This is a genomic window from Cytobacillus sp. SAFR-174, from assembly GCF_051964675.1.
In the GTDB taxonomy this organism is placed as follows: domain Bacteria; phylum Bacillota; class Bacilli; order Bacillales; family Cytobacillaceae; genus Cytobacillus.
In genome coordinates, this window is sequence record NZ_JBQCMZ010000004.1 from 89,592 (window position 1) to 107,988 (window position 18,397).

At 44.0% G+C, this 18,397-nt stretch carries 17 protein-coding genes and 1 other annotated feature; of the genes, 3 read left to right on the forward strand and 14 right to left on the reverse strand.

What is annotated here, in order from left to right; all coding sequences use genetic code 11:
- Positions 1 to 90: 90 nt before the first annotated feature.
- The 7 genes from ACTHRG_RS05765 to ACTHRG_RS05795 form a co-directional block, all read right to left on the reverse strand.
- Complete coding sequence (locus ACTHRG_RS05765; protein WP_076257637.1) at positions 91 to 879, reverse strand: class II aldolase/adducin family protein; 789 nt, start codon at positions 877 to 879, stop codon at positions 91 to 93.
- 176 nt (positions 880 to 1,055) lie between these two features.
- The gene (locus tag ACTHRG_RS05770) at positions 1,056 to 2,327 is read right to left on the reverse strand and encodes a S8 family peptidase (protein ID WP_076257638.1); all 1,272 of its coding nucleotides are present in this window, start codon (positions 2,325 to 2,327) and stop codon (positions 1,056 to 1,058) included.
- Positions 2,328 to 2,705: 378 nt separating this feature from the next.
- Positions 2,706 to 3,767, reverse strand: a complete 1,062-nt coding sequence (gene mtnA, locus ACTHRG_RS05775; protein WP_440230843.1) for an S-methyl-5-thioribose-1-phosphate isomerase — start codon at positions 3,765 to 3,767, stop codon at positions 2,706 to 2,708.
- A gap of 13 nt (positions 3,768 to 3,780) precedes the next feature.
- Complete coding sequence (gene mtnK / locus ACTHRG_RS05780; RefSeq protein ID WP_076257640.1) at positions 3,781 to 5,004, reverse strand: S-methyl-5-thioribose kinase; 1,224 nt, start codon at positions 5,002 to 5,004, stop codon at positions 3,781 to 3,783.
- 155 nt (positions 5,005 to 5,159) lie between these two features.
- Complete coding sequence (locus tag ACTHRG_RS05785; RefSeq protein WP_076257641.1) at positions 5,160 to 5,975, reverse strand: STAS domain-containing protein; 816 nt, start codon at positions 5,973 to 5,975, stop codon at positions 5,160 to 5,162.
- Positions 5,976 to 6,083: 108 nt separating this feature from the next.
- On the reverse strand, positions 6,084 to 6,380 hold the full coding sequence (locus ACTHRG_RS05790; protein ID WP_076257642.1) for a hypothetical protein: 297 nt from the start codon (positions 6,378 to 6,380) through the stop codon (positions 6,084 to 6,086).
- Between the two features lie 145 nt (positions 6,381 to 6,525).
- Entirely contained in the window at positions 6,526 to 7,296 is a 771-nt protein-coding gene (locus ACTHRG_RS05795; protein WP_286148156.1) for a hypothetical protein, read from the reverse strand.
- 118 nt (positions 7,297 to 7,414) lie between these two features.
- On the opposite strand from ACTHRG_RS05795, the gene ACTHRG_RS05800 reads away from it, so the two are divergent.
- Entirely contained in the window at positions 7,415 to 8,458 is a 1,044-nt protein-coding gene (locus ACTHRG_RS05800; protein ID WP_076257644.1) for a lactonase family protein, read from the forward strand.
- A 36-nt stretch (positions 8,459 to 8,494) separates the two neighbouring features.
- Here ACTHRG_RS05800 and ACTHRG_RS05805 read toward each other — a convergent pair whose 3' ends face one another.
- The 7 genes from ACTHRG_RS05805 to ACTHRG_RS05835 form a co-directional block, all read right to left on the reverse strand.
- A complete protein-coding gene (locus ACTHRG_RS05805) occupies positions 8,495 to 10,285 on the reverse strand; it encodes a methyl-accepting chemotaxis protein (RefSeq protein ID WP_076257645.1) in 1,791 nt (596 codons plus the stop codon).
- A gap of 138 nt (positions 10,286 to 10,423) precedes the next feature.
- Positions 10,424 to 11,416, reverse strand: a complete 993-nt coding sequence (locus ACTHRG_RS05810) for a zinc-binding dehydrogenase (RefSeq protein ID WP_076257646.1) — start codon at positions 11,414 to 11,416, stop codon at positions 10,424 to 10,426.
- Between the two features lie 78 nt (positions 11,417 to 11,494).
- Positions 11,495 to 12,742, reverse strand: coding sequence for a tyrosine--tRNA ligase (gene tyrS / locus ACTHRG_RS05815; protein WP_076257647.1), 1,248 nt, complete (start codon positions 12,740 to 12,742; stop codon positions 11,495 to 11,497).
- Between the two features lie 48 nt (positions 12,743 to 12,790).
- Positions 12,791 to 12,997 (reverse strand) — a binding site (T-box leader).
- A 107-nt stretch (positions 12,998 to 13,104) separates the two neighbouring features.
- On the reverse strand, positions 13,105 to 13,845 hold the full coding sequence (gene map / locus ACTHRG_RS05820; RefSeq protein WP_076257648.1) for a type I methionyl aminopeptidase: 741 nt from the start codon (positions 13,843 to 13,845) through the stop codon (positions 13,105 to 13,107).
- A 152-nt stretch (positions 13,846 to 13,997) separates the two neighbouring features.
- Positions 13,998 to 14,573 (reverse strand): nucleotidyltransferase family protein, encoded by a 576-nt coding sequence (locus tag ACTHRG_RS05825; RefSeq protein ID WP_076257649.1) that lies wholly within the window; start codon positions 14,571 to 14,573, stop codon positions 13,998 to 14,000.
- Positions 14,563 to 15,195, reverse strand: coding sequence for an NUDIX hydrolase (locus ACTHRG_RS05830; protein ID WP_076257650.1), 633 nt, complete (start codon positions 15,193 to 15,195; stop codon positions 14,563 to 14,565). Before ACTHRG_RS05830 ends, ACTHRG_RS05825 begins: the two co-directional genes overlap by 11 nt.
- 64 nt (positions 15,196 to 15,259) lie before the next feature.
- Positions 15,260 to 15,670, reverse strand: coding sequence for a GNAT family N-acetyltransferase (locus ACTHRG_RS05835; RefSeq protein ID WP_076257651.1), 411 nt, complete (start codon positions 15,668 to 15,670; stop codon positions 15,260 to 15,262).
- A 177-nt stretch (positions 15,671 to 15,847) separates the two neighbouring features.
- Here ACTHRG_RS05835 and ACTHRG_RS05840 point away from each other — a divergent pair, with 177 nt between their 5' ends.
- Positions 15,848 to 17,587: a sensor histidine kinase gene (locus ACTHRG_RS05840; RefSeq protein ID WP_076257652.1), complete on the forward strand. Its 1,740-nt coding sequence runs from the start codon at positions 15,848 to 15,850 to the stop codon at positions 17,585 to 17,587.
- Complete coding sequence (locus ACTHRG_RS05845; protein ID WP_076257653.1) at positions 17,587 to 18,318, forward strand: LytR/AlgR family response regulator transcription factor; 732 nt, start codon at positions 17,587 to 17,589, stop codon at positions 18,316 to 18,318. Before ACTHRG_RS05840 ends, ACTHRG_RS05845 begins: the two co-directional genes overlap by 1 nt.
- Positions 18,319 to 18,397 lie beyond the last annotated feature (79 nt).

The following is an 18,397-nucleotide window of genomic DNA, read 5'->3' on the forward strand; positions in this document are numbered from 1 at the left end:
CCTCACGTTCAATAAGGTATTCAAGATAGGTTTCGTTAAAAGGTTGAAATTATACAGAATTCCTATACCCTTATAGCTATCCCTTTTTGGCTATTTTAAAACGTTTTTCAGGACTTCTTCCGTTACTCTCCGAACAATATTGTCGATCATTTCTTCTGGCAGGCCGGGAGCTGTCCGGATTTCCTTATCACTTTTCGGAACCGGTATTCCGCCTGTTTTAATGCCCATTTTCTCCCGGATTGAGATCAGCTCTGCAATTTGTCCAGTGCTCAGTTCGTTTGACTTTTGAATGATTTGTTCGGAATACATCAGCATAAGTGCATAGTGTTCCAGTGACTCCATCCGGAAATAGGCCTCTGTTATGTCCCTGCCCCAGGTTAGTGCGCCATGATTCGCTAAAAGTACAGCATTGTAATCCCTGCAGTATGGAGCAATAGAATCCGGCACTTCCTGTGTCCCGGGGGTGGCATAAGGGGCTACGGGCACTTTGCCAAGCAAAACTACCGCCTCCGGAGAAACGGGCTTTTCAAGACTGATTCCGGCTATGGCAAATGATGTGGCCACAGGCGGATGGGCATGGACAACAGCCTTTGCTTCAGGGTTTTCCTGATATACTCTGAGGTGCATCTTTACTTCTGAAGATGGGTTCAGCTTCCCTTCCAGAATATTGCCTGAAAGGTCCATCTTAACCATCATATCCGGTGTCATAAACCCTTTGCTCACTCCGGTTGGTGTTGTCCAGAGTTCACGTTCATTCACTTTAATGGAAATGTTTCCGTCGTTTGCAGCCACGAAGTTTTTATTGTATATTCTTCTGCCGATTTCGCAGATGAGTTCCTTTGCTTCCTGGTCATTAAGATATGTGTTACGAACAGCCACGGCTGTCAGCTCCCTTCCTATTCACATCCACTCCCTATTGTATAATCAAAATTAATTTGTTTCAGCCTTTTCTATTAGTTTCATGGTTCGTCAAAATTAGATCATTTCCGCGGAAATATTATTAAAAACCGCCTGATCCGAGATCAGACGGTTTTCGGGGGTATGATTCTGTCCGTTTATTTTACGCGCGGGTATCCGAAGCCTGACGCATAGTCGTCACCAGCTGCTGCTCCATATCCGCCTTTAATGTCATATTGCTTGGCACGGTTTTGAAGCTCTGTGCGAAGCTGAGTATGGCTCATGGATGGGCTGGAAGACCAAATTTTTGCTGCAAGGCCTGCTACGTGAGGTGTTGCCATGGATGTTCCGCTGATCGTATTGTAGCCTCCGTTATACCACGTAGATTCGATGCTTGCACCAGGAGCAGACACTTCCACGTCTTTTTCCTGAATGACATAGTCGCCGTCCGTGTTAGGGTTGCCACGGGATGAGAAGTTGGCTACACGGTATGTACCGTTTTGCTGAACGTTTTCAAGAGCTGCAACCGCGATCGCATTCTTCAGAGCTCCAGGATAGCCGATTGTATTAGCGCTGTAGCCTGAGTTTCCTGCTGCGGCAACAACAAGGACACCTTTGCTGTATGCGTAATCAACCGCACTGCTGATGAGAGAATCCTTGCCGCTTGAACCAAGGGACATATTAATGACCACTTTAGAGCCAGTACGGGATGCTTCGTCAGCTACGTGGCGGATTGCTCCTGCAATATCATCTGAATATCCCGAACCATTATCTCCAAGGACTTTATATGCCCATAACTTCGCCTGTGGAGCCACTCCATAGATTCCCTGACCATCATATCCTCCATGTGCTAAAACCGTCCCGGCTACATGTGTGCCATGGCCCTGGCGATCGGTACAAGAACCATTGACAAGCGGAGTGGATTGAGTAAAGTCCTTACATTGCTCTGCAGAGCCTTCCAGGTCAATGTGGCTTGTATAAACGCCAGTATCAAGAACAGCTACCTTAATGCCGCTTCCGCCTGACGTACTCGTAATGCTGCTGTTATTATAGATCGAAGCAATTCCCCATGGTGTTTGATCACTAGGATATCCTGCTGCCTGAATAGAAACTGAATCTTTCTTGGACGCCTCTGTTCTGGCAGTATCAAGAGTAACTTCGCTTACTTTTTCAATCTTTAAGTTCTTATTTTTCAGGAGTGCCTGGTATTGCTTAGCATTAACCTCTGCAGTCATGCCATCGCTCCCAAAATCCCAGCGCTTGTCCACCTGTGAATTCACACTGGCTTTAGCATTTGCCGGACCCTGGATCAATACCCGGTAGGTTTCATTTTGGGTCTCCGGTTCTTTTGCGAATGCCCCCGCTGTGAAAACCGATAAACCCATGGTCATACTTAGAAGTGCTGCTCCTAATGCCCTTTTTTTCTTCATCCTTTTTCTCCTCTCAAGTCTATATTTTTCTGTCGATTCCTGTTGTATTTAAAGTATATTTAAAATATTCAGACTCTAACAATATGCTAAAATGTTTAATTCTCAGACTTTAGAATCAGGCATTGAAACATAGCTTCTAAAAAAGTAACAGGCATTTTGACTGATTTACAAATTTTTTCTACTTTCTACATGTTGTTTAATTCATAATTTTTCCAGAAATAAATAAATTACCTCAAAAAAATTAGTTCCTTTGATAGATACAAAGAGTGAAATTACACTTCGTTTTTATGGATGTCAGGGATATTTTCCTAGTTAAACGCTTTAAAGATATGAAGAATAAAAAACCTCCTAACCGCTTGGTCAGGAGGCTATTTCTTCTTATTTGAACATCTTTGGAAGGCTTTCTGTGTAAGGTGCATACGCGATGCCATTTTCCGTGATAATGCCTGTGATCAGTTCATTATCTGTTACATCGAATGCGGGATTATAGGTTTTTACACCATCTGGCGCCATCGGCTTTTCGTACCATTTAGAAGTAATCTCTTCTGAATCTCTTAATTCAATATGGATATCGTCCCCTGTTTTGCATGCGAGATCGACTGTTGACAGCGGAGCACAAACATAGAAAGGTATATTATAATGTTTTGCGAGAATTGCGACGCCGGATGTGCCAATCTTATTGGCTGCATCCCCATTGGCTGCAACACGGTCACAGCCGACAAGAACCGCTTGAATCTTGCCTTCTTTCATGACGATGCTGGCCATGTTATCGCAGATCAGTGTAACATCGACACCTGCTTCTTCGAGCTCCCATGCAGTCAGGCGTGCCCCCTGCAGAAGCGGGCGGGTTTCATCGGCGTATACTTTAAAATCATATCCCTTTTCCTGTCCTAAATAAATCGGAGCAAGGGCTGTCCCATATTTAGCAGTAGCAATTGTTCCGGCATTACAGTGTGTCTGAATGCCCCATCCAGGCTCAAGTATAGAAAGCGCGTGCTGTCCGATCGACTCGCAAACTTTTTCATCCTCAGCACGAATTTTTTCTGCTTCCTCTTTCAGGGCCTGCTTTATTTCCGCAGCAGCTTTGCCTTCTTCCTTCTGGAAACGGGCTTCCATGCGATCGAGTGCCCAAAACAGATTGACAGCAGTTGGCCGTGATGACGCAAGGTATTCCTTCGCTTTCTTAAAGTCCAGATAAAGTTCTTCATAGCTTTCTGCTGCTGATTGCTTTGTGCCCAAATAAACACCATAAGCCGCGGCTATGCCAATGGCAGGTGCACCTCGTACCTTTAAATGATAGATTGCACCCCAAATATCCTTTAATTCTTTTAAATGCAAAAAGTTCTTTTCATTCGGCAGAACTGTTTGATCTAATAGAATGAGTGTATTGTTTTCATCGTCCAATCTCACAGACTGGATCACATCCACTGGTTTCCCCATCATGCTGCCTCCTCTAGAATCTTTTTTCACAGTCTTTTAAAGTACGCACAAAATCCGCTCCTGTTTTAAAAGATTCCCTATCCATAATAAACATTTTTCCGGCTGCCAGACAAATCATTTCTGCTGCAGCTCTGCTGGTGTAATCTTTAATGGATGTGACATCCTTTACGGATGCCAGCCCGATAATTCTCCTGCACAATTCAAGTCCTGTGACGGCTGCTGTGTCACGCAGGATTGTATCAAGATAGTATTCCTTAAAGCCTTCATAGCTGGCTGTTTGTTCAGTTGCCTTCTCATCCCAGGCCTGCAGGAATTTCGTTTGGAATAAGTCGATAATATCTTCTATTGTGTTTTCAAGATAACCAAGCTGATCGGTTCTTGCTCCATCTTCAGTGATGGTATATTTCGCGTTTACATAGGCGAAAATCAGGTTGGCAATCACGTTGCCGACATCGTATCCGGCAGGGCCGTAAAAGGCGAACTCAGGATCAATGATCTTGGTGGAATTTTCTTTCACAAAAATTGAGCCTGTGTGCAGATCCCCATGCAGGAGGGACTGGGCATTTGTCATAAACTCAAATTTAAGCTTAGCCGTTTCAAGCTGAAGCTTAGGATCCTCCCAAATTTCCTTTTTGGCAAATTCCCTGGTGCCTTCAAACACTTCATTTCTCACACAATCGTAAAACGGTTCTGTGAAGACGAGATCCTCTGAAATTTCGCATAGTTCCGGGTTGATAAACTTTTTGACAAGCTCTTTCTTTTCCTTATGCCCCATTACGACATCTGAAGTAAGCAATAAGGTATTTACCAGGAAGCTTGAGATATGGTCAGCAAACAGCGGGAATTTCTCATGCTGCATTAAGGCTGTTCTCATTATAGTGTAATCTGACAGATCCTCCATTGCTGTACAATTCATTACGGGATCGTAGTTAAACACTTGTGGCACGAAGCCTGGAGCTAGCTTGTTTTGCAGATCAAGAATTTCGTATTCAATGCGGTTGCGGTCAGGAGACAGCTTAAATTCATCAGATATTCTGGCAACCGGTCCGGCCTGCTTGATAATCAGCGACTTCTTGTGTTTATAGTCAGTCAGCCTGAATACATAGTTCAAATTGCCATCGCCAATTTCCCTGCAGTCCAATTCAGCATCTGGAGAAAAATAACTCAGCCTTGTTTTGGCATATTCAATGGCTTCCTGTTCAGTCATTGTAAAATAAGCGGATGTAAAAACAGTCATGCAAAAAGCCTCCCATACGAATCTTTATAATTGTATCTATAATTTGTTAATTTAATATATTTGAAAATATCTAAATACTATCATGTGACTTGGTGTTCGACAATATTTTTTTATATAAAAAGAAGCCGCTTTATGAGCAGCTTCAATCATTTCATTTAATTAATACTTCTAATCGCCTGCAGGACGTTTGAATAGACTTCAAGGGATGATAAATCAATGCCAAGGGTAACGGCTTTCTTTGCCAAATCGGGTCTGACTCCTGTGGCAATGGTGTTGACACCGATCAGAAGGAGGATATTCCGGATATCAAAAATATGCTTGGCAATTTCGACATCTATATTCACCGTGCTGGAAAAATCGATAATTAAGGTTTCGATCCCCAGCTGGCTGACCCGCGGGACTGTCTTCTCAATGATGATTTGCGCCCTGTCATAGTCTATACTGCCGATTAATGGCAGGATTGCAATGCTGTCCTGTATCGGTACAATGGTTGCAGACAGCTCATTTACCTGGGATTGGGTCTCTTTTAATTGTTCTTCGGAGTGGCGCTCAAAAGCGAATACGGTCTCATTAACGCTAATGTCCAGCATAAAGTTCACTTTTTTAATAATAGAAATAATCTCATCAGCCGTTACTTCAAAATTTTTGCCAATTTTGTTTAATCTATCAGTAAAAACAAGGCGGGTGTCCGGATACCGGATGACGATATCAGAAATTTTTCCTCCCTTCGAGGCAGCCCGTTCGCCATTTCCTTTGCTCCATTCAACCAGTCCTTCAGGAATCATATTATCGCTGCTTGCAATCATGTTTCCCAGGAACTTCATAAACTCCACATACATCGAAACGGCAGCCTCGAATTCCAGTTTGGGAATTTCAAAGCCAAATCGCTTTACGATCTCTGTAACTATCTCTTCAGATAATACCTCCGCATTTTGAGTAAGATACGCTGAAACTTTATGAATAGGCTCCATCTGTGTATATATCTCCCCTCTTATGTCTTGCTTCGATTATATCCTACTATATCTTCAAAAGGACAGAATGGAAAATAAATAGGAGAATTTCCTTAAGAGAAAGAGTCATTAAAGCCACTCTTCATAATCTTCTTCCCTTATTTCGCTGATCAGTAGAGCTTCAAATCTTCTGTAAAGCTCCTGGATCCCGGGGTCACTGTTAATCAGCGGCAGCTTGATTTGATAGTCATCTTCCGACTTAAAAAAACTGATTTCAGTCCACTTTGTCTCATCTATCCTACTTTTTAATATTTTGGTCTGAATATCGATGTAATTCTGGTAGATTTGACCGACTTTCCGTTGTATCAGCATCAGTTCATGTTCATTTTCAGGGCTGATATGATATTGATAGATTTTTATGTACATGGCAGCTCCTTTGGTTATTCAGTTATGGGTAATCTGGGGATTTATGATCGATTTTTTGGTATTCATGGCCAAATTACACCTTTTGAGCGAATCCAGCTTCTGAGTAACATTCAGATAAAAGGGAAATTCAACCGGCAACAGTTATTCAATCTCCCAGCTTTTTATAGAAGCCCAATGCCTCTATTAAAAACTCCCAATCATACCCTGTCTTTTCATGAATCCGGGCCGCCCATTCTTCAATAGATTCTGCAGGAGCATCATGGTAAAGGCCTTCTGTTGTACTGAGGAAGCTTTTCCAGTTGTAAAATTCCCAGTGTGCGGTTTCGTTTTTATAGGGAATCCGCTGCTCTAGCAAAACTTTTGGATAAATAGAGTTTTGCGATCGTTCAGCTGCTTCCAGAAAAATTTTCATGTCTGCCGGGTCCGTATCATAACTCTGCCCCGAAATTTTTCCGTTTGGGCGGTGATAGGCAATTTCCAGCTGTCCGCGTTCAGATGAAACCTGGACATCTGCTGCAGGGAAAAATCCGCTTATTTTATCGGGAGTAAAATCCCGGGCCTTTGAATCAATTAATATAGGCTGCAGCCATTGGTCGCCCAGATCACATAGAAAGCGGCGGCCTTCTTCATCCACCGCCACCACTGCTGCATGGGCTGAAGAAGTTTCCAAATCATGGCCTACCGGATAGGCCTGAATTCCAGCCTCCTTAAATTCGTAAAGTAGCCAAATCGCAAGGTCAAAACAGTTTCCGGCAATGCCATATTGAGCACGGTGCTCCTTCATTAAAGAAACATCCCTCTGCTTTTTCGTTCCTGCTTTATTATAAAACCATGCTTTTGTCAGAGTTTCCATCGGAAAACGATCAAATTTTCTCCAGACTGCCAATATCGAATGGGGAGCGTACAACCTCATCATCCTCTCAAATATTTACCTTTTACTATTCTTTTTCCATTGTAAAATTCCTCTTCCTTTTGTTTAGAAGGCAAATTATGATAGAGTATTTTCAGATGAATACATATAGAGGAGGCTTCATATGGCCAAGTACAGAGGATACATAGGCACATACACAAAGGGTGAAAGTGAAGGGATTTATTCATTTATTCTGGATACAGAAGCAGGCAAAATTTCCGATGTCAGGACTGCAGCGCAATTGGATAATCCCACCTATCTAACAATCAGCCGGGATAATCAATTTTTATTCTCGGTAGCCAAGGAAGGCGAATCCGGCGGAGTGGCTGCATATCGCCTTGACAGCAGCAGCGGTTTACTTGAGAAAATCAACAGCCAGGTTTCTGCCGGCTCCCCTCCATGCCACGTCAGTGTGGACTCTTCCGTGAGCAATGTTTTCAGTGCAAACTACCATAAAGGGACAGTCGAGTCTTACTTAACAAATGAGGACGGCTCTTTAAATCCTGCTGTTTCGGTTATGGAGCATAGCGGATCAGGACCTGACAGCAGGCAGGAAAAACCGCATACTCACTATGCCGGGCTGACTCCGGATGAAAAATACTTAGCTGCAGTTGACCTGGGAACAGACCAGGTGATTACGTATGAAGTAAATGAAGGCATTCTAAAGGAAAATAGCACCCTGTCCGTTAAGCCTGGAAGCGGACCCAGACACCTTGTGTTCCATCCAAATGGCAAGTATGCCTATGTGATGACCGAGTTTAGCTCTGAAGTTCTTTTGCTTCAGTATCATGAAGATGGAAGCTTCGTTCAAAAGCAGGCTATAACCACACTTCCCGAAGGTTTTAAGGAAAATAACCAGGGAAGCGCCATTCATATCTCTTCCGACGGCCGCTTCGTTTATGCCGGCAACCGCGGGCATGACAGCATTGCTGTTTTCTCCGTCAATCAGGATAATGGAGAGCTTGCATTTGTGGAGCATACCTCTACCGAAGGAAACTGGCCGCGTGATTTTGTGCTCGACCCATCTGAAAAATTTATAATTGGCTCAAACCAGAATTCCAGCAATATTGTTTTGTTTTCGAGAGATGAACATACAGGGAGGCTTACATTGCTTCAATCTGATGTGAAAGTGCCGGATCCGGTTTGTGTGAAGTTTTTACATGTATAAGATATTGAAAAGAAAGAGCCAGCAAAGGCTCTTTCTTTATATTTTAAACTTCATAGCCTTTTCATGAAGCTCCTGTGCCATGTCTGCAAGGACACCTGTTGCGGATGAAACCTCCTGAATGGCTGCGCTCTGCTCTTCTGTTGCACCCGCGACCTCCTGAGTGTGCAGCGCAGCCTGAATGGCATATTCATCAACCGTATTAAACGAATCTGACAGCTGGCTCGTGCTAAGCTGTATCTTTTTCATTTTTCCGGACACAAGCTCCATTTGTGCATACGTTTCTTTCACAGCAGCTGATATCTCATCGAAGGAATTCCATGCTTCACCAAAAAGTGTGATTCCCTCTTTTACTGTTCCTTCCCCTTTTGAAATGGATTCGACCGCAATTTTGGTTCGATCCTGTATGTCGAGAATAAGTGAAGAAATTTGTTTTGCAGAAACACTTGATTGCTCAGCCAGTTTTCGGACTTCATCTGCAACAACAGCAAACCCTTTCCCGTGCTCTCCAGCTCTGGCAGCCTCGATTGCAGCATTCAATGCAAGCAAATTGGTCTGGTCAGCAATCTGACTGATAATCGATAGAATCTTCTCGATCTCTGCCGACTTTTCATCCAGCTTATGAATAATTCTGCCCGTCTCATCCGTGTTTTGGCTGATGATTTCCATCTGCTTAATTGCACGATTAACAATCAGCATACCATCTTCTGATCTGGCAGCTGTATATTCAGAAGACTGAGCGACTTTTCCTGACATAGAAGAAATCTCCCGGATATCTTCTGTAATTCGATTCAAATGTTCGCGGGACTCGGCAACCTTTCCAGCTTGGCCTTCAGTCCCTTCAGATACTTCCTGAATGGACCCGGCAATTTGGTCAGTTGCCTTCGCAACTTCGTCCGCATTTGCGTTCAGTTGTTCTGCAGAGGCCGCCACCTGCTGTGAGGTATCTATCACATTGGTTATCAGCTCTTTTAATTGATCCATCATTTCGTTATAGCTTGATACTAGCCTGCCGAGTTCGTCCTGCTGGGCTGAGTACAGTTTATCGACTGAAAGATCACCTTTTGCCAGTCTATACATGCCTGACTGAAGTGCTCCAAGCCGTTTTATGAAATTTTTCATAAAGATATAAACAATCAGCAGTCCGGCCAGCACAGATAATCCGGCAATGATTAAGGACTTATTCAGAATATCTCCTCTTATTAGCAGAGCAAGCTTATGCATATCGAAATCAAGCCCTGCCACTCCCTCAATATTTCCATTTTCATTTTTAAACGCTTTCGCTAATGTAATAGTAGATTTCCCTGTGCCTGTGTCAATATAAGGATCAGTCCAGATTGCCTTTCCATCTGCCTCCTTCGCACTTAAATACCAGTCACGCTGCCTGGGATCAAAATCCCTCAGGTCTACTTCTGCCGGCGGGATATTTGAAAGATAAAACTCTCCCTTACCCTCTGTTGCAAAATATAGATTTAAGGTATTTCCATAATCCCCTGCTTTACTGCTCAGGTAGGTTTCATAGAATTGTGTTTTCAATGGATCATTGGCTGCCGGCATATTTGTGATCTCTTTCGCCATTTTATCCGGAAATGAGTATGTATTGGACTTCATTTCTTCCGATTCAGTTAATTCTGTTAAGAAATGTTCATACTCTGCAAAAATTTCCTTGAAATCCGGATTGATTTCCTCCAATGAACTCTTGGGAATGATGGCATATTCAAGCACTTTAGTCTGCTGATACGATAAAAACCCGATGAGCATTAATGGAACAAGTAAAAGAAGGATCATAATCAGGCTCATCTTAAACCTCAAAGATTGATAGAATTTCATAATAGCCTCCAAAGTCGAAACATGTAGAATTTAAGGCTATTCTACCACTACTAAAGATTCACAACAACAAATTTTTCGAATGTTCTTAAAACTATTTTCCTATAATAAAAAACACCTCTGTTCCGAGGTGTTTAGGTTTTATCTGATTGTAAAGGCAATTTTGCCCCATTGCTCTGCGTTTTCAATTCGATCAAAAGCCTGCTTATATTGTTCAAGGTGAAATGCCTGATCCACTACCGGCCTGATTTGATGCTCTTCTATAAAATGGAGCATTTCATGGTATTCCTCTGCACTTCCCATTGTTGAACCAAGCAGGTTTTGCTGTGCGTAAAAGAGACTGCGGAGATTAAGGTCCAGCACATCGCCTGTAGATGAGCCAAATGTTACAATGGTACCGCCGTTGCGAAGGATTTCCAGAGATTTATTAAATGTAGCCGGGCCAACAGATTCAATAACAAGATCCACCTTTTCACCGTCAAGTGCCTTCGTCCAATCTTCACTGCTGTTCAAGGCTTTATCAGCACCAAGGTCAAGAGCTCTCCGGCATTTCTCCTCTGAACGGGAAGCCACATACACAGTTGCCCCTGCCGCTTTTGCGAATTGCATTAGGAAGGTGGCCACTCCCCCTCCAATTCCGGGGATGAACACCTTCATGCCTGCCTGAAGCTTTCCTCTTGTGAATAATGCCCTGTAGGCAGTTAGTGCTGCCAGGGAAAGGACGCCTGCTTCCTCCCAGGTTAAATATCCTGGCTTGGGTGCTGCGTTTTCAGCCGGAATAATGATGTATTCCGCGAATGTGCCATGAAACGGCAAGCCGACAATTTCAAAGCCGGCCGGCGGTGCCCCGCTTTTTTCCTTCCAGCCAAGTCCGGGATTGATGATGACTTCATCGCCTGGCTTCACGTCTCTAACGCCATCTCCGACTGCGTCGATGATTCCCGCTCCGTCTGAACCGATGACCAGCGCAGGGTCTTCCGGCTTGTGGCGGTTCAGGACAAATAAATCACGATGGTTCAGTCCTGCCGTTTTTAATTTCACCCTGACTTCGCCGGCACCCGGCTCAGGCATTTCAATTTCACCAGAAGATAACCCGGCGAGACCGGCTTTTCCTTCATGAATGATTGCTTTCATTTCTTCCACCCGCTTTTCTTTAAAAATTTCGTCTATTCTATCATAGCTTGAAAAGGATTGGGGAAAGAAGCGATTTGCCTAGTTCAGCCTCAGTTTCACAAACTTTCTTTTTCCTGCCTGAAGAACTAATCCGTCTGTAATTTTCACGAGCAGCTTTACATCGCTGACTTTTTCACCGTTTAAGCGGATTCCGCCTCCTGCAATCATTTTTCTTGCTTCCGTTTTGGAGGAAAGCAGGCCAAGGCTGACAATCAGGTCCGTAATGAGCATTTCATCATCGCCCTTCCATTCGGTTTCCGGAATCTCATTTGGCATGGCTCCTTTTTGGAAAATGGTTTTGAAATGCTGTTCGGCTTTATCGGCTGCACCTGCACCATGGTACATGCGGACGATTGTTCGGCCTAAAAGCATCTTGGCATCACGCGGATGAAGAGTTCCGTCTTCCAGCCCTTCTGCGATTTGCTGTTTTTCGGTCACCGGCAAATCTGTTGCGAGATTGAAGTATTTTGCGATCAGCTCATCCGGTATGGACATGGTTTTGCCGTACATATTATTAGGATCCTCATCCACACCGATGTAATTGTTTTTCGATTTGGACATTTTCTCTTTGCCATCCAGGCCCTCAAGGAGCGGCATCAGGATGACGACCTGCTTTTCCTTTTGAAAATGCTCCTGCAGATGGCGGCCCATTAAAACATTGAAGTGCTGGTCATTGCCGCCAAGCTCGATATCGCTTTCAAGAGCAACCGAGTCGTAGCCCTGCATCAGCGGGTAGAAAAACTCATGAAGCGAGATCGGCTTACCTGTGGCCAGCCGTTCTGAAAAGTCATTGCGTTCCAGCAGGCGTGCAACCGTTATGCTTGCAGACAGGCGGATAACGTCTTCAAGCTGGAGGTCAGAGAGCCATGCTGAATTGTAATGAAGATCAACTTTGTCCATGTCCAGCACTTTGCTGAACTGCTCGAAGTATGTTTTGGCATTATGCTTCACCTCTTCATCTGTGAGTTGATTTCGGGCTGCCGATTTCCCTGTCGGGTCGCCAATTTTCCCTGTAAAATCGCCAATGATCAGCTGAATGACGTGGCCGTTGTCCTGGAACTGCTTTAATTTATTCAGCACGACCGTATGGCCGATATGGACATCCGGAGCAGAGGGATCAAGACCCAGCTTAATTTTTAAAGGCTGATTTTGAAAAATGGATTTGGCTATTTTATTCTTCAATTCGGCTTTTGGCAGAATCTCCTGGACACCATTGCAGTAAATCTCAAGCTGCCTCTCTGTTTCAAGCTTTTGTTGGGCAGTTAATTTTTCGAAAAAATTGTCCATGATTTCCATCCTTTCTATTTTTGGAATACAAAAATCCACGTCCCTAAAGAAAGGGACGTGGTTAACGCGGTACCACCCTTATTGAAGATTGCTCTTCCACTCAGCGGATTAACGGTCCGAGCCGGTCCCTGCTACTTCTGTTCACAGAGAAAGTTCAAGAAGGTAATTCACTGTTATCTATGTGCTGATTTTCACCGGGCATCAGCTCTCTAAAACAGGGAGAAAACAGCTACTGATTTCTGTCATTACTTTAAAATTTGAAATTTTTATTATTCTAGCTGAATGCTTTGGAATGTTCAAGTGTTTTTTAATAAATCTTAAAAGTAAATAAACCAGGAACATTCAATGCCCCTGGTTCATGATTATTTCGTTAAGATAATGGGTCCTTCTTTTGTGACAACAACGGTATGTTCACATTGGGCGACATGGCTTTTATTAGGTGTGACGAACGTCCAGCCGTCGCTCATTTCTCTGACTTCTTCATCTCCGCTTGAGATAAACGGTTCGAAGGCTACAACCATTCCTTCTCTTAGCAGCTGCTTATCCCATGGATCAAAATAGTTCAGGATATGGTCCGGCTTCTCATGAAGGGAGCGGCCTACACCGTGGCCGGTCAAATTCATGATTACGTTGAATCCATTGTTTCTTGCGACTTTATGAACCGTTTTACCAACAAGGCTCAGCTTGCCGCCCGGCTTTAATTTTTTCAGGCCTTCATCAAAAGCTTCCTGTGCCGCATCACATAACTTTTGCAGCTTCTCGTCTTCACCAACGACAAAAGATAGGCCTGTGTCTGCGAAATAGCCATCCTTTGATCCTGAAACATCAATGTTTACAAGATCGCCTTCTTTTATTATGCGGCTTCCCGGAATCCCATGGGCCACTTCTTCGTTCACGCTTATGCAAGTAAAGCCTGGAAAGTCGTATTCTCCTTTAGGGCCTGAAATCGCTCCGTGCTTTTCGAACAGCTCTCCGGCTAAATCATCAAGCTCTTTGGTTGTTATGCCTGGCTTGGTTTTTTCAATCATCACATCGCGAATCTCCGCGACAATTTTGCCGATTTCCTTCAGTTTTGCTAATTCTTCTTCGTTTTTTACAATCATACAGAATCCTGCCTTTTCTTTAGTTGTTATTTCTCTATTATAATCTAAATGTGGCACGCTTAATAAGAATTCGCATTTTCTCTTGATAAAAACCTAATAATCATGTGCAACATCAGTATTAAAAACACTTTTTCAGTGGTTCTTGCTATCAATCAAACGTTTGATTGAATTTCTTCTATCTCAGGCCATAATAATTTCCAGTTCTTTTTTTCAATTCGCTGCAGGTATACTCCAAATAACTTGCTATTTTCAGCAAACATAGGTGTGGGCTTTATTTTAAGAGCAAGCAAGTCCTCGATCTCCCATGGAGCAGTTAATATAATATTGTTTTTGTCATCAAGCTTTAATCCAAGGGCAGTCGCCGTTTCAGGAAATTTCGAGATTGCATCCACTGATGAAGTATATGGGGAAAGGTCATTAATGAGATGCATTCTTGCCTCATTTTTAACTGACCATGGCACTTTGGGCAGAAGGGATTTAAGCTTAGACTCCAGTTCTTTTTCCGTTTCTTCGCTAAGGTCACTCTTATTAAAATAAACGACATCCACATCCGGCAAGTGAGTTCTCTGACTGAATCCATGAAGAGTATCCCAGACTTTTGCTCTCACGAAGCCGGCACAGACCCACCAGTCAGGGAGGTCTAGTGACTTTGCGGCTGTTAGGATGGTCATCATCCATTTGTCCTGCTTTACCGCCTTCACTATATCTTCTTCAGTCTTAATCAGCATGCTCCCTCTCCATCTCCCGAATTGAATGCAGTACGCGCCTGTAATAGTAATCCTCATGCGGAACAAAGTCCTCTTTGCGCACTGTAATGGCAGAGGTGATTCTTTCATCTCTTTCAACCTGAAACCCTTCTGCCTTAATATGTTCTCTTCCTTCAAACCAAAGCTCATAGAAGTCCTCCAGAGCAATCCGGTAGATTCCTGTTACTTCTTCCAGCTGCGGGTTGAACTCCTCCAGTGTATGAACGCTGTCATAAAGAAATACATGCGCCAGTTCTTTGTCGATAAAATTTTCTTTCTCTGCAAGATATTCAATGACACCCAGTGGCACCAAGTCCTCAAAATCAACATGAATCCCCAGCTCTTCCTCCACTTCCCTCATGCCGTCCATGACAGATTCATGGCTCATGAGGTGGCCTGCAGCGGTTATGTCCAGAAGTCCGGGGTAATCCTTTTTGTCATTGCTGCGGTATTGAAAATAAATATATTCCTGATCATGTTCCCTGCTAACAAACCAGCAATGGAAAGTTTCATGCCAGTGGCCTTTTTGATGAACCTCTTCACGAGAAGCTATACCGATTTGTTTTCGGTTATCATCAAAAATATTGAGAATTTCTGTGTCCAATTACTTGGCCTCCTCTTTTTAGATAAACTAAATTAAAGGGATACCCAGCTTCCAGTTTCCCCTGTTACTGCTTTCCTGATTGATTATGATAATTACGCTGCACCATTCCCGAAGATTTGATCATTCCGAACTTTTCATAAAACGGCTGTAATTCAGGGTCGCACATAATATCGATCATGTAAATGCCGTCCAGCTCTTCAAGCATTCGGGTGATCAGCTTTCGGCCGATTCCCTGCTGCTGGTATTCAGGCAGTACTTCAAGCAGGGGAATATAGGCAGATAGCACTCCATCGCTGATTGCTGTGATGAATCCGGCCACTGCATGTTTATCGCGGTCAACGGCAAGCACAATCTTCGTGCTGTTTTTTAAAAGCTTCAGATGTTTTTCAGGGCTCGGCGGATTTGGCCACCCGTCAAAAAAACCGTCCAGCATATCTGGTGATATTCCTTCTATATCCATTTTATATTCGATCATTTTGTCAGCTCCATTATTATCGGAAAAAAGCAGGAAAAAAGCCTGCTAACAAGATATTTTCGACAATTATTTATAAAAAGCCTGCGATTTTTTTGAAAAATTCAAACAGGCCATTTTTCATTTACTCTTTAATCTATTAAAATGATGATAATAGACTTGGTTAAAGGGGCATAAAGGATGCTTGAACTGCTGATTACAATGCTGGAGCGGCTTGGAATCATTGTCACGATTGCGCTGATTCTGACAAGGTTCCGCTTTTTCAGAGAGATGATTTATGGTGAAAGATTAAAACGGCAGCAGGAGTATAAAGCCATTCTTTTTTTTGGTTTCTTTGGCATCATTGGAACTTATTCCGGGCTTGCCTTCAATACAGACACACTCCAGTTTAACCGCTGGGCATCCGAGCTTGCCTCCGATGAAGCCATCGCCAATTCCAGGGTGATCGGGGTCGTACTCGCCGGATTGCTTGGCGGCCCTAAAGTAGGGATTGGCGCAGGAATTATCGCTGGATTCCACCGGTTTACGCTAGGAGGCTTTACCGGGATTGCCTGCGGGCTGGCGTCCATAGTGGCGGGGCTGCTTGCCGGCTTTTTCCGCCGAAAGAACGAACATGTGAAGCTATCATCAGCCTTCTTCATTGGTGCTGCGGCTGAAGCCGTGCAAATGCTGATTATCCTTGGAATATCACGGCCCATGGAAAAAGCGATCGCACTTGTCGAAATGATTGGAATCCCTATGATAATAGCAAATGGGCTTGGCAGTGCCTTATTCTTGCTGATCATAAAAAATGTCATTAACGAAGAAGAAAAAGCAGGTGCTTTTCACGCACAGAAAACGCTGCGGATTGCTGATCAGACGCTCGCACACCTTCGGGAAGGCATCAATCCTAAGTCCGCTCTGGCAGTCTGCCTGATTTTACATAAGGAACTTCAAATGAAAGCAGTTGCAATCACCAATCACACTGAAATCCTTGCTCATGTCGGCCTTGGAAATGACCATCACCGTTCCGGAAGCCCGATTCAGACCCAGATTACACGGGATGTCATTCAACACGGAGAAATTGTGGCTGCCAATGACCAGGCCATTCACTGCCGGCAGGAAAACTGTCCTCTTGGTGCTGCCATTGTCGCTCCTTTAAAGCTGCGCGGTGAAACCATTGGAACGCTGAAGTTTTACTTTACTTCGGAAAAAGAAATGACAAATCTCGTGATGGAGCTGATTTCGGGGCTCAGTGTACTGCTCAGCAGTCAGCTCGAAATTGCTGAAGCTGATAAAGCCTACCAGCTGGCAAAAGAAGCTGAAATTAAAGCGCTGCAGGCGCAAATCTCACCGCATTTTTTATTTAATTCATTAAATACAATAATCTCGCTTGTGCGGATTGAGCCTGCCCAGGCACGGAAATTGCTTGTATCTCTTTCACATTTTCTGCGCCAGAACCTGACAGCCACAACCGTCAGCTGTACGACTCTTGAACAAGAGCTCAGACATGTAAAGGCCTATTTGTCAATAGAAGAAACCCGGTTCGTAGATCGGCTCGAAGTCATATATGACATTGAGGAAGAGGCCCTTTTGGAAAGAATTCCGCCGCTCACTTTGCAGCCGATTGTGGAAAATGCCGTAAAGCATGGGATTAAAGACAAAGAACATGACTGTCTCATTATGATCAAAATTATGAAACGGGATGGAATGACGATAGTGAAAGTGAAGGATAACGGAGAGGGCATGAGCAAGGAGAGATCTGACCAGATTGGCAAAGAAACCCTGATGTCAGAATCGGGATCCGGACTTGCGCTCTATAACATTAACCGCAGGCTGACGATGATGTTTGGTGAAGATGCTTCACTGCAAATAGCGAGCACGCCAGGCGCCGGCACTGCCATTCAATTCGCCATTCCACAAACGGAGGAAAAAAGCTGATGGAAAAAACGATCCGAACTTTAATCGCTGATGACGAACGCTACAGCAGAGATGAATTAAAGCATTTACTCGAGAAATTTCCTGCAATTCAAGTTATCGGTGAGGCTGAATCGGGTGAAGCAGCGGTGATGAAAGCCATCCAGCTTCAGCCGGATGTTGTTTTCCTTGATGTGGAGATGCCCAAAATGAATGGAATGGAAGCGGCCAAATCCCTGCACGAGCTGAAAAAAGTGCCGCTTATCATCTTTGCAACGGCCTATCCGCAGTTTGCTGCTGAAGCCTTCCGCTATGAAGCTACCGATTACTTACTGAAGCCCTACGACGAGGAACAGCTCGAGCAGACCATCAGGCGCGTGGAAAAATTGATTGGCGCAAAAAAAGAAAATGACATCGGCAAGCCGGCCGGCAAACTGGCTGTTGAAGAAGATGGGGAAATTTTATACCTGGAGCCAAAAGAGATCCTCTATATCGGCCGGGATGAAAAAGTATCCCGGATTATCACCAGAACCGGAGAGCATGAAACCAAAACCCCGCTGAAGGATTTGGAGAGCCGGCTATTGCCCTTCTCTTTTTTCAGGATTCACAAAAGTTACCTGGTGAATCTGGATTATGTAACTCGACTATCTCCCTGGTTTAACGGGGCCTATCAGCTTGAGATGGAAGGCCGGGAAGAACTCTTGTCTGTGAGCAGGAACTATGTGAAGGCACTGAGGGTGCGATTGGAATTGTGAAATAGCATCGGGGACGGTGCTTTTTTGTTTTTGGGGGTGGAGTTTGCTGCTTGGGGATGCGAGTGCACTTTGAATTAGG